Below are 13559 nucleotides of genomic sequence, written 5' to 3' on the forward strand. Positions count from 1 at the left end.
TTTGTAACACAAATGTAATATTTGAACCGAACTTAGGCGAGTTCCGGAATAATAAGAAGGGGTGAACAACTTGGCCGGACATTTAGTTAAATACGGTAAACACCGTACCCGTAGAAGTTATGCACGTATCAAGGAAGTTCTTGATTTGCCTAACTTGATCGAAATCCAAACTGATTCATATCAGTGGTTCTTGGATGAAGGTCTCCGGGAAATGTTTGAAGATATTTTGCCAATCGACGATTTTGCAGGGAAACTTTCACTTGAATTTGTCGACTATCAACTATTAGAACCAAAGTACACCGTCGAAGAAGCTCGTGAACATGATGCCAACTATTCGGCACCATTGCATGTGACCTTACGCTTGACTAACCATGAGAGTGGTGAAATCAAATCGCAAGATGTATTCTTCGGTGATTTTCCATTAATGACTGAACAAGGGACTTTCATTATCAATGGTGCCGAACGGGTCATTGTTTCACAATTGGTTCGTTCACCCGGCGTTTACTTTAATGAAGAATTAGATAAAAATGGTCGTCCTAGCTACGGTACCACGGTTATTCCTAACCGAGGCGCTTGGTTAGAACTTGAAACTGATGCCAAGAACATTTCCTACGTGCGGATTGACCGGACACGGAAGATTCCATTGACGGAATTAGTGCGGGCATTAGGTTATGGTTCTGATGACGATATCATCGACATGTTAGGTGAAACTGACAGTTTGATGCTTACCTTGGAAAAAGATGTGCACAAGAACACCGACGACTCACGGGTCGAAGAATCCTTAAAGGATATCTACGAACGACTACGTCCTGGTGAACCTAAGACGGCTGATAGCTCACGGAGTTTATTGACGGCACGTTTCTTTGATCCAAAACGTTATGACTTTGCCCCAGTTGGGCGTTACAAGGTTAACAAGAAGTTAAGTATGAAGACCCGTTTAATGGATCAAACCTTAGCTGAAACCTTAGCTGACCCTGATACTGGTGAAGTTATTGCACAAAAGGGCGATGTGATTGATAAGGAAGTCATGGCTAAGTTAGCACCATACTTGGAACGTGATGATTTCAAGACGGTCACTTACACACCTTCTGATGAAGCTGTTGTAACGAATCCAATGGTCTTACAAGTGGTTAAAGTTTACTCACAAAACGATCCTGAAAAGGTTGTTAATGTGATTGGTAATGGCAATATTGATATTAAGTACAAGCATATCTTGCCTGCTGATATCATTTCGTCAATTAATTACTTCTTTAACTTACAAGAAGGCCTTGGCACGACTGACGATATTGATCACTTGGGTAACCGACGGATTCGTTCCGTGGGTGAATTGTTACAAAACCAATTCCGAATCGGGTTATCTCGGATGGAACGGGTTGTTCGTGAACGGATGTCAATTCAAGACGCCGCAACGGTAACACCACAACAATTGATCAATATTCGGCCAGTTGTCGCTTCAATTAAAGAATTCTTTGGGTCATCACAATTGTCACAATTCATGGACCAAACCAATCCGCTTGGTGAATTAACGCATAAGCGTCGTTTATCAGCCCTTGGTCCTGGTGGTTTGACACGTGACCGGGCCGGTTATGAAGTCCGGGATGTGCACTATACCCACTATGGTCGGATGTGCCCAATTGAAACACCTGAAGGTCCTAACATCGGTTTGATTAACAGTTTGTCATCATATGCCAAAGTTAACCGCTACGGCTTCATCGAAACGCCATATCGGCGTGTCGATTGGACGACGCATAAGGTTACTGACAAGATTGACTACTTAGCAGCCGACGAAGAAGACCAATTCCTTATCGCCCAAGCCAACTCCCCATTAAACGATGATGGTTCCTTCGTGGAAGACACTGTTTTAGCACGGGAAAAGGAAGAAAACTTGGAAACGACGATTGAAAATGTCGATTACATGGACGTTTCGCCTAAACAAGTTGTTGCCGTTGCCACGGCATGTATTCCTTTCTTGGAAAACGATGACTCCAACCGGGCCTTGATGGGTGCCAACATGCAACGGCAAGCTGTGCCGTTGGTTGACCCACATGCGCCATTGATTGGGACTGGGATTGAATATAAAGCTGCTCATGACTCGGGGATTGCGTTAATTAACCGGCATGAAGGGACTGTTGAATACGTTGATGCACGTGAAGTGCGTGTCCGGCGTGATGATGGGTCACTTGATACCTATAAATTAATGAAGTTCCGTCGTTCTAACGGTGGTAAGAACTACAACCAACGGCCAATTGTTAAAGTTGGCGACCGGGTTGATAACGACGAAGTCTTAGCCGATGGTCCAGCTATGGAAGGCGGGGAATTAGCCTTAGGCCAAAACCCATTAGTTGCCTTCATGACTTGGAACGGTTATAACTTCGAAGATGCCATCATTATTAATGAACGGTTGGTCCGTGAAGATGTTTACACGTCAATTCATATTGAAGAATACGAATCAGAAGCGCGTGACACTAAACTTGGACCTGAAGAAATGACACGCGAAATTCCTAACGTCGGGGAAGACGCTTTGAAGAACCTTGACGAAGATGGGATTATCCGTGTTGGTGCTGAAGTTAAAGACGGTGACATTTTAGTTGGTAAGGTAACGCCTAAAGGGGTTACGGAATTATCAGCTGAAGAACGTTTGTTACACGCCATCTTCGGTGAAAAAGCGCGTGAAGTTCGGGATACATCACTCCGAGTACCTCATGGTGGCGGCGGGATTATCCAAGATGTTAAGATCTTCACTCGTGAAAATGGTGATGAATTATCACCTGGTGTTAACATGATGGTCCGCGTTTACATTGCGCAAAAGCGGAAAATTCAAGTTGGTGACAAGATGGCCGGCCGGCATGGGAACAAAGGGACCGTTTCAATCGTGGTTCCACAAGAAGACATGCCATACATGCCAGATGGGACGCCAATTGATATCATGTTAAGCCCAATGGGTGTGCCTTCACGTATGAACATTGGACAAGTTTTGGAATTGCATTTAGGGATGGCTGCACGTAAGTTAGGCATCCACATGGCCACACCAGTCTTTGATGGGGCGCGTGATTCTGATATTTGGAAAGCTGTTCGTGAAGCTGGTATTGATGAAGATGGGAAGTCAATCGTCTATGATGGGCGGACTGGTGAACCATTTGATAAGCGTGTCGCTGTTGGGGTTATGCACTATATGAAGCTTAGCCACATGGTCGACGATAAGATCCATGCCCGTTCAATCGGACCTTACTCCTTAGTTACGCAACAACCACTTGGTGGGAAAGCGCAATTTGGTGGTCAGCGTTTCGGTGAAATGGAAGTTTGGGCCTTAGAAGCTTACGGTGCTGCTTACACCTTACAAGAAATCTTGACTTACAAGTCTGATGACGTGGTTGGTCGGGTTAAGACCTATGAAGCCATCGTTAAGGGCGAACCAATTCCTAAGCCAGGGGTGCCAGAATCATTCCGGGTCTTGGTTAAGGAACTTCAAGCCCTCGGTCTTGATATGAAGGTCTTGGATTCAGAAGATAAAGAAATCGAATTGCGGGATATGGACGACGATGACGACGATGTTGTCAACGTTGATGCCTTGAGCAAATTCCAGCAAGAACAAGAACAAAAAGCCGCTGATAAGCCAGCTAAGACTGACAAACCAGCCGCAGATGCAACAACAAACGCTCACCAGGATAATCAATAAAAAGGGAGGTCGGTCCTTTGATCGATGTCAACAAGTTTGAAAGCATGCAAATCGGTCTGGCATCACCAGACAAGATTCGCAGCTGGTCATATGGCGAAGTTAAAAAGCCGGAAACCATTAACTACCGGACATTGAAACCTGAAAAAGACGGTCTGTTTGATGAACGTATTTTTGGTCCTACCAAGGATTGGGAATGTGCTTGTGGTAAATACAAACGGATTCGTTATAAAGGTATCGTCTGTGACCGGTGTGGGGTCGAAGTTACCCGTAGTAAAGTTCGTCGCGAACGGATGGGTCATATCGAACTCGCTGCACCAGTAACACACATCTGGTATTTCAAAGGTATTCCTAGCCGGATGGGCTTAGTCTTAGACATGAGCCCTCGTGCCCTTGAAGAAATCATTTACTTCGCTTCATACGTTGTTATCGAATCTGGTAACACACCACTTGAAAAGAAGCAATTGCTTTCAGAACGTGAATACCGTGAAAAGAAAGCCCAATACGGCAACGAATTCGATGCTGAAATGGGTGCCGAAGCCATCAAGCGCTTATTAAATGACGTGGATCTTGAAAAAGAAGCCCGCGACTTAAAAGAAGCGTTAAAAGATGCTTCTGGTCAAAAACGTACCCGGGCCGTTCGGCGGCTTGATATCATCGAAGCTTTCGTTACCTCTGGTAATGAACCAGCTTGGATGGTAATGGATACGATTCCGGTTATCCCACCTGACTTACGGCCAATGGTTCAATTGGAAGGTGGCCGTTTCGCCACTTCTGACTTGAACGATTTGTACCGTCGGGTTATCAACCGTAACAACCGGTTGAAGCGTTTATTAGATTTAAACGCACCTGGGATTATCGTTCAAAACGAAAAACGGATGCTCCAAGAAGCCGTTGATGCCTTGATCGATAACGGTCGGCGTGGCCGTCCCGTTGCTGGTCCTGGTAACCGACCATTGAAGTCCCTTTCACATATGTTAAAAGGGAAGCAAGGTCGGTTCCGTCAAAACTTACTTGGTAAGCGGGTTGACTATTCTGGTCGTTCCGTTATCGACGTTGGCCCATTCTTAAAGATGAACCAAATGGGGTTACCACGGCAAATGGCCTTGGAACTCTTCAAACCATTCATCATGAAGGAATTGGTTAAACGTGAATTAGCTTCTAACATTAAGAATGCTAAACGTAAGATTGAACGGGCTGATGATGATGTTTGGGGCGTCTTAGAAGACGTCATCAAAGAACATCCAGTGCTGTTGAACCGGGCCCCTACGCTTCACCGTTTAGGGATTCAAGCGTTCGAACCTGTTTTGGTTAGTGGTAAAGCGATGCGGTTACATCCATTGGCTTGTGAAGCTTACAATGCCGATTTCGATGGGGACCAAATGGCCATTCATTTACCTTTATCTGACGAAGCACAAGCAGAAGCACGTTTGTTAATGCTTGCAGCGCATCATATCTTGGCACCTAAGGATGGGAAACCAGTTGTAACGCCATCTCAAGATATGGTTATCGGTAACTATTACTTGACGACTGAAGAAGTTGGTCGTGAAGGCGAAGGCATGATCTTCAAAGACTTGAACGAAGCGCAAAAAGCTTATCAATCAGGTTACGTGCACATGCACAGCCGGGTTGGGTTACAAGTTTCATCAATGCCTGACAAGCCATTCACTGACGAACAACGTCAAGGTGTCTTAGTAACGACTGTTGGTAAAGCAATCTTTAACAACATCTTACCTGGTAAGTTCCCATACTTGAACGAACCAACTAATGACAACTTGATTAATGGGACGCCAGCGAAGTACTTCTTGAAGCCTGGTGAAGATATTCATCAATTCTTAGATGCGCAAGACTTGATCATGCCATTTAAGAAGGGCTTCTTGGCTGATATTATCGCTGAAGTCTACAAACAATACCATGTGACGGCAACGTCACTCTTGCTTGACCGGATGAAGGACTTAGGTTATAACATTTCAACTAAGTCTGGTTTAACGGTTGGGGTTGCCGATGTGACCGACTTGAAAGAAAAGCCAGCCATCATCAACGAAGCTCATAAGCAAGTTAACACGATTTCAAAACAATTCCGTCGTGGTTTAATTACTGATGACGAACGTTATGAACGGGTTATTGGTGTTTGGAATGACGCCAAAGACCAAATCCAACAAAAACTGATCGATAGTTTTAGCCCAGATAACCCAATCTTCATGATGAGTGATTCTGGTGCGCGTGGTAACATTTCTAACTTTACGCAGTTAGCTGGGATGCGTGGTTTGATGGCCGCTCCTAATGGGAAGATCATGGAATTGCCAATCCTTTCAAACTTCCGTGAAGGTTTGTCAGTCTTGGAAATGTTTATTTCAACCCATGGGGCTCGTAAAGGGATGACCGATACGGCCTTGAAGACCGCCAACTCTGGTTACTTGACTCGTCGACTTGTCGATGTTGCCCAAGATGTTATTGTGCGTGAAAAGGATTGTGGGACTGATCGTGGCTTACGGATCGAAGCCATCATGGAAGGTAACGAAGTTATCGAACCATTGTATGACCGGATCTTAGGCCGTTACACGATGAAGACGGTCTTTGACCCTGAAACACATGATGAAATCGTTGGTCGTAACGTCTTAATCGACGAAGACTTAGCTGCTAAGATCGTTGATGCTGGTGTGACTGAAGTCACGATTCGTTCAGCGTTCACTTGCAACACGAAACATGGGGTTTGTGAACATTGTTACGGTCGTAACATGGCGACTGGTGATGAAGTTGAAGTCGGTGAAGCCGTTGGTACGGTTGCCGCTCAATCAATCGGTGAACCTGGTACCCAATTAACCATGCGGACTTTCCATACTGGTGGGGTTGCCGGAGACGATATCACCCAAGGGTTGCCTCGTGTTCAAGAAATTGTTGAATCGCGTAATCCTAAAGGGCGTGCCGAAATCACTGAAGTTACTGGGACAGTTCAATCAATTGAAGAAAACCCAGCGGAACGGACGAAGGAAGTTACGGTTAAGGGTGAAACTGATACCCGGACTTACACCTTACCATTGACTGCTCGTATGGCAGTTAGTGAAGGCGACTTTATCCACCGTGGGGCTGCGTTAAACGTTGGTTCAATTGATCCTAAGGAATTGATCCAAGTACGCGACGTCTTATCAACTGAAAACTACTTGCTCCGTGAAGTCCAACGGGTTTACCGGATGCAAGGGGTTGAAATTGGCGATAAGCACGTTGAGATCATGATTCGTCAGATGCTTCGTAAAGTTCGGATCATGGATCCAGGTGACACGGATGTCTTACCTGGGACCTTGATGGATATTGCGGACTTTAAGGATGAAAACTACAAGACCTTGATTGCTGGTGGCATTCCAGCAACATCACGGCCAGTTATTCTTGGGATTACCAAGGCTGCCTTGGAAACAAATAGTTTCTTGTCAGCAGCGTCATTCCAAGAAACAACTCGGGTCTTAACTGATGCGGCTATTCGTGGTAAGAACGATCCATTGATCGGTCTGAAAGAAAATGTCATCATTGGTAAGATCATTCCTGCTGGGACTGGTATGCCGGATTACCGTCATATTAAGCCTAAGGAAGTTGGCAATGTGGCTGATGGGGTTTACTCAATCAGTGACCTTGAAAAGCAAATGCAAGAACAAGATGCTAGTAAATAATTAGCGCTTGTTTAAAAGGGACGACCATTCAGTTGGTCGTCCCTTTTTTGGTGCGCTTAAGTCAGCTGGGTGGTCAAGATAAAGGCCCAAGTCATAAACGGCACGAATGGTAAATGCGTCCGTGAGCGCTGTAAGCATAAAATTAAAAGCGCGCCACAAGCGGCTAACGTTAAACTGCTTAAGACGACTGCTGGACTAGCAAGTAGCGTCAACATGACTAAGACATCGACATCGCCTAAACCAAATTTAGTCGTTAGAATGGCTACGGCATATAAAGCCACGAGTAGGCCCACGACTAACCAAGTATCTCCAGTAAACGTCAGGGGGTGCACCCACCAACCTAAAAGTGCGGGTGGCACTAAAGTTAGCGGATAGACGTTAAACGTCAAGTAGTCGGTGAGACTATTAAAAATCAACACCAGATAACCAAAATATAAAACCAGTTTCAAACTCGTAATGTCCGTCAACGTGATGAGGAGCAAACTACCAGTAGTGAGTTCAATGAAGGTTGAACGCCAACTGATAGGGGTGTGGCAATCAAAGCAACGGCCACGTTGACAGCTGATGCCAATCAGTGGCATTAACTGCCAAACCCGTAATGGATGTTGGCAAACGGGACAGTGTGAGCGGCTGGTATTAAAAATCGATTGGCCAGCACTTAAACGTTCAGCCATACAAGTGAGAAATGAGCCAAGGATCATGCCAATGAAAAATAGTAACGTAGCGTACATTTGTTCACGCCCTTTCAAAAATTAGTTACGCAGTAGAGGTGCTTTTTAGTGTTAGTAACGATAAAAGTGCTATACTAGGTGAGCTGACGCAATTATAGTCAAGGTCGGGTCCAAGTGGGTGTCACAATTAAGCTGTCTTTTTGGCTTTCATTGTTGACACTTAAAAACACTCATGCTATTCTAGTAAAGGTGCTTTTTGCAGACAGATTCCTGTATCAGGAATACAGACATGCTGACTGGTCGGCTAAGCGCACAAAAATTACCAGCATTCTGGTGTCGTTTTTTTATTAAAAAAAGAACCACCTGGATGTGTGGACTTAAAAACTCAAATATTTGGAAGGAGGACACTTTAGAACATGCCAACAATTAACCAATTGATCCGTAAAGGCCGCAAGTCTAAAGTATCAAAATCTAATTCCCCAGCTTTGAACTTCGGGTACAACAGTTACAAGAAGGTTCAAACTAGTAATCCAGCACCACAAAAACGTGGGGTTGCTACTCGTGTCGGCACGATGACTCCTAAGAAGCCTAACTCGGCTTTGCGGAAGTATGCTCGTGTACGTTTATCTAACTTAATCGAAGTTACTGCTTATATTCCTGGTATTGGTCATAACCTCCAAGAACATAGTGTTGTCTTAATCCGTGGTGGCCGGGTAAAGGATTTACCTGGGGTTCGTTATCACGTTATCCGTGGTGCTTTAGATACTGCCGGTGTCGAAGATCGTCGCCAAGGCCGTTCTAAGTACGGTACTAAGAAGCCAAAGAAATAAGGAGGTAAGTTAAATGCCAAGAAAAGGACAACCTGCAAAGCGCGAAGTTTTGCCAGATCCAATGTACAATTCTAAGTTAGTAACGCGTTTAATTAACCACTTAATGTTAGATGGTAAACGTGGGACTGCATCAACAATCTTGTATGATGCTTTTGATCAAATTAAAGAACAAACTGGTAACGAACCTTTAGAAGTCTTCGAAGAAGCTATGAAGAACGTTATGCCAGTACTTGAAGTTAAGGCTCGCCGTGTTGGTGGTTCTAACTATCAAGTTCCTATCGAAGTTCGTCCAGATCGTAAAACGACTTTGGGTCTTCGTTGGATTACGCAATATGCTCGTTTACGTGGTGAACATACCATGTCAGACCGGTTAGCACGTGAAATCATGGATGCCGCTAACAATACTGGTGCATCAGTTAAGAAACGTGAAGATACACACAGAATGGCTGAAGCCAACCGTGCCTTTGCACATTATCGTTGGTAAGATTTCCATGGTTTGGTTGAAGCCTAGCTTTAACTAAACACAACAAGGTGGCTATTATATGTGAGCATATAGTAGCCATTTTTTGAAGAAAGTTTTTAATCGTTTCCATTTAAATTGAGAGGAGTAACACATTTTCTAATGGCTAATACAAGAGAATTTTCACTCGATAAGACTCGTAACATTGGTATTATGGCCCATATCGATGCTGGTAAAACTACCACTACCGAACGTATCTTGTACTATACTGGTAAAATCCATAAAATTGGTGAAACCCATGATGGTGCTTCACAAATGGACTGGATGGCCCAAGAACAAGAACGTGGGATTACCATTACTTCTGCTGCGACAACTGCTCAGTGGAAAAACCACCGCATTAACATCATCGATACCCCAGGACACGTTGACTTCACTGTTGAAGTTGAACGTTCACTTCGGGTTTTAGATGGTGCCATCGCCGTGTTGGATGCCCAATCTGGTGTTGAACCTCAAACTGAAACTGTTTGGCGTCAAGCATCAACGTATAACGTTCCCCGGATCGTTTTCGTTAACAAGATGGACAAAATCGGTGCGGACTTTAAGTACTCTGTAAGCACGATCAATGATCGTTTACAAGCTAACGCCCACGCTATCCAATTACCAATTGGTGCCGAAGACAATTTCGAAGGGGTCATTGACTTGATCGAAATGAAAGCTGACCTTTATGATGAAGATCAACTTGGTACTGAATGGGATACTGTTGACGTTCCTGACGAATACAAAGAAGAAGCCCAAGCTGCTCGTGATGACTTGATTGAAGCTTTAGCTGATATCGATGATGAAATCATGGAAAAATACCTTAGTGGTGAAGAAATCTCTAAAGATGAAATCAAAGCTGCTATCCGTAAAGGGACTTTAAGTCTTGAATTCTTCCCTGTTTTAGCTGGTTCAGCCTTCAAGAACAAGGGTGTTCAAATGTTAATGGATGCTGTTGTGGACTACTTACCATCACCACTTGATGTTAAGCCATATAAGGCCACTGATCCTGAAACTGATGAAGACATCGACTTGATTGCCGGTGATGACAAGCCTTTCGCTGCCTTAGCATTTAAGGTTGCGACTGACCCATTCGTTGGTCGGTTGACTTTCATCCGGGTATACCAAGGGACTTTGGAATCTGGTTCATACGTCTTGAACGCAACTAAGGACAAGCGTGAACGGGTTGGTCGTTTACTTCAAATGCATTCTAACCAACGGAAAGAAATCCCAGAAGTATTCTCTGGTGATATCGCCGCTGCGATTGGTTTGAAGAACACCACAACTGGTGATTCATTGACTTCTATTGAACATCCATATCATTTGGAATCAATGGAATTCCCTGATCCAGTTATCCAAGTTGCCGTTGAACCTAAGACTAAGGCTGACCAAGATAAGATGAACGTTGCCTTACAAAAGCTTTCTGAAGAAGATCCTACTTTCAAGGCTGAAACTAACCAAGAAACTGGTGAAACTTTAATCGCTGGGATGGGTGAATTGCATTTGGACATCATCGTTGACCGGATGCGTCGTGAATTCAACGTTGAAGCAACTGTTGGTGCACCTCAAGTTTCATATCGTGAAACTTTCACCAAATCAACGCAAGTTCAAGGTAAGTTCGTTCACCAATCTGGTGGTAAAGGTCAATATGGGGATGTTTGGGTTGAATTTACACCTAACGAAGAAGGTAAAGGCTTCGAATTCGAAGATGCCATCGTCGGTGGGGTTGTTCCTCGCGAATACATTCCTTCAGTTGAACAAGGTTTGAAGGAAGCTATGGCTAACGGTGTGTTAGCTGGCTATCCATTAGTTGACGTTAAGGCTAAGCTCTATGATGGGTCTTACCATGATGTCGATTCTAGTGAAGCTGCCTTCAAGATTGCTGCGTCATTAGCTTTACGGAATGCCGTTAAGACTGCTGGCCCAGTTATCTTGGAACCAATCATGAAGGTTGATATTGTTGCCCCAGAAGATTACTTAGGTGATGTTATGGGTCACGTTACCGCTCGTCGTGGTAATATCGAAGGTATGGAAGAACGTGGGAACGCACAAGAAGTTCACGCTTTCGTACCATTGGCCGAAATGTTTGGTTACGCAACGACTTTACGTTCTGCAACGCAAGGCCGTGGGACTTTCACAATGACCTTTGATCATTACCAAAAGGTACCAAAGACAGTCCAAGAAGAAATCATCAAGAAGAATGGCGGTACTCCTGCCGAATAAGCTTGAGACTTTCAAAGACGTTGAGGAATTATCCTCAGCGTCTTTTTTTGTACTCAGATCCATATAATATAGTAGGAATTAATCAAGTTATCCTGCTTTTACTGGCGAGCGAGCGCATGATAACGCCGTTTTGAGTAGCTTTAGGAATGAATATTTACGTGATTTATGCGTTTTTGATGCATAAGTATACGCTACTGGGGACAAGAAGAACTTAAAATGCGCCTGATAAGCACACGTTTGCGTGCAAAGGTAGTTGAGTCTAGTTTGAACCAGCTTTGGATGTAATCAATGATATTGGAATGTGAGCCAAGGTAATCAATGCGCCGATGCGGTTCTTTTGGCACCTGGATAACTTAAACACGACTAGCGGTCTTTTACATGTCAGCGATGATGGCAGGCGACAGCGCAGATTAAAAGTGATCGTAGACGCTCACCAACTAATTGGCCATGGTGGTTTAACTTGCCGATAAAACTCTTTCAGTCATGCGACAGTGACCAATGTGTGTGTCGAAGGTCGATAAAGCACCGTAACTAAAAATAAAATGTGGTTCTACTTGCAAGGCTAGCAAATTGCGCGTATGATACTAAACATCGTTGTGCGTAATCGCCGGTTTGATTTTTGAGCCAATTGGCAGTGAGCTGTCACAGTAGTTTAAAAATGACGAGCGCAGCTTCAAGGGACGTGACTAAAGGTTGAGATTAAAAGAAAAATGTGAAAACACTACTATTTTGATCTAATTTATGTTACATTTATTGATGCTGGTTCGAAAAAAGGTAACACGGTTTACAGCGATGGTTTGAAAATAGTGCGGAAGCACTTGCTATTACAAAGCTTTTCAGTTATTATAGATTGTGCTTGGTATTTAGAAGGGGATAGCTGTATCCCCCGGCATCAAGTAGTCGTAGTTAGCTTTGATGTGAAAGGTTGCGACACGCCCGGCCACATTGTCATGGGACGTGGCGGTAATTTTCACGGAGCTAGTCTTATTTTTCAAAATAGACGAAGGAGGTCACAACAATGGCAAAGCAAAAAATTCGTATCCGTTTAAAGGCATACGAACACCGTATTCTTGATCAATCTGCTGACAAGATTGTTGAAACGGCAAAGAGAACTGGTGCTACTATTTCAGGTCCAATTCCATTGCCTACTGAACGTACTGTGTACACGGTTCTCCGTTCACCACATAAGTTCAAGAAGTCACGCGAACAATTCGAAATGCGGACTCACAAGCGGTTAATCGATATCGTTAACCCAACGCCAAAGACAGTCGACTCATTAATGAAGTTAGACTTGCCTAGCGGTGTAGATATTGAAATCAAGCTTTAATACAAAATAAATCAATTAATTGGAGGTGTACTCATGACCACTAAAGGAATCTTAGGGAAAAAGGTAGGAATGACGCAAGTCTTCACTGAAGACGGGGAATTAATCCCAGTTACTGTCATCGAAACTCAACCTAACGTTGTGTTGCAAGTTAAAACTGTTGAAAACGACGGTTACGAAGCAATTCAATTAGGTGTCGATGATAAGCGTGAAGTCTTAAGCAACAAACCTGCTCAAGGTCATGCAGCAAAAGCAAAAACGGCTCCTAAGCGCTTCATTCGTGAAATTCGTAATGTTGAGCTAGGAGATTACACAGTAGGTGACGAAGTCAAGGCTGATATCTTTACAGCCGGTGACGCAGTTGACGTTACGGGTATCACCAAAGGTCATGGTTACCAAGGTAACATCCATAAAGACGGTCAAAGTCGTGGACCAATGGCCCATGGGTCTCGTTACCATCGTCGTCCTGGTTCAATGGGTGCCATTATCAACCGTGTCTTCAAAGGTAAGAAATTACCAGGCCGGATGGGTAATCACCAACGGACGATGCAAAACTTACAAGTTGTTCGTGCCGACGTTGAAAACAATGTCTTATTAATTAAGGGTAATGTCCCTGGCGCAAACAAATCATTTGTAACGATCAAAACATCTGTAAAGAGTAAATAAGAAAGGAGGACATA

General features: G+C 44.0%; 8 protein-coding genes. 7 read left to right on the top strand and 1 reads right to left on the bottom strand.

Going from position 1 to position 13559, the window contains the following annotated elements; all coding sequences use genetic code 11:
• Positions 1-61: 61 nt before the first annotated feature.
• Together rpoB and rpoC are read left to right on the top strand one after the other, a co-directional pair.
• Complete coding sequence (gene rpoB / locus FFM75_RS07265) at positions 62-3676, top strand: DNA-directed RNA polymerase subunit beta (protein ID WP_171001455.1); 3615 nt, start codon at positions 62-64, stop codon at positions 3674-3676.
• Positions 3677-3693: 17 nt separating this feature from the next.
• Entirely contained in the window at positions 3694-7335 is a 3642-nt protein-coding gene (gene rpoC, locus FFM75_RS07270; protein ID WP_137628519.1) for a DNA-directed RNA polymerase subunit beta', read from the top strand.
• Between the two features lie 56 nt (positions 7336-7391).
• Here rpoC and FFM75_RS07275 read toward each other — a convergent pair whose 3' ends face one another.
• On the bottom strand, positions 7392-8066 hold the full coding sequence (locus FFM75_RS07275; RefSeq protein ID WP_137628520.1) for a prepilin peptidase: 675 nt from the start codon (positions 8064-8066) through the stop codon (positions 7392-7394).
• Positions 8067-8422: 356 nt separating this feature from the next.
• On the opposite strand from FFM75_RS07275, the gene rpsL reads away from it, so the two are divergent.
• The 5 genes from rpsL to rplC all read left to right on the top strand — a co-directional run bounded on the left by rpsL (position 8423) and on the right by rplC (position 13545).
• A complete protein-coding gene (rpsL, locus tag FFM75_RS07280) occupies positions 8423-8836 on the top strand; it encodes a 30S ribosomal protein S12 (RefSeq protein ID WP_137628521.1) in 414 nt (137 codons plus the stop codon).
• A 13-nt stretch (positions 8837-8849) separates the two neighbouring features.
• A complete protein-coding gene (gene rpsG, locus FFM75_RS07285; protein WP_137628522.1) occupies positions 8850-9320 on the top strand; it encodes a 30S ribosomal protein S7 in 471 nt (156 codons plus the stop codon).
• A 138-nt stretch (positions 9321-9458) separates the two neighbouring features.
• A complete protein-coding gene (gene fusA, locus FFM75_RS07290) occupies positions 9459-11555 on the top strand; it encodes an elongation factor G (RefSeq protein ID WP_137628523.1) in 2097 nt (698 codons plus the stop codon).
• A gap of 1018 nt (positions 11556-12573) precedes the next feature.
• Positions 12574-12882 carry a 30S ribosomal protein S10 gene (gene rpsJ / locus FFM75_RS07295; protein ID WP_024624529.1) on the top strand — a complete coding sequence of 103 codons (309 nt, stop codon included), beginning with the start codon at positions 12574-12576 and terminating at the stop codon, positions 12880-12882.
• 33 nt (positions 12883-12915) lie between these two features.
• Positions 12916-13545 carry a 50S ribosomal protein L3 gene (gene rplC / locus FFM75_RS07300; protein WP_137628524.1) on the top strand — a complete coding sequence of 210 codons (630 nt, stop codon included), beginning with the start codon at positions 12916-12918 and terminating at the stop codon, positions 13543-13545.
• The last annotated feature ends 14 nt before the right edge of the window (positions 13546-13559 follow it).

Source organism: Lactiplantibacillus daowaiensis (assembly GCF_005405085.1).
GTDB classification, from domain to species: domain Bacteria; phylum Bacillota; class Bacilli; order Lactobacillales; family Lactobacillaceae; genus Lactiplantibacillus; species Lactiplantibacillus daowaiensis.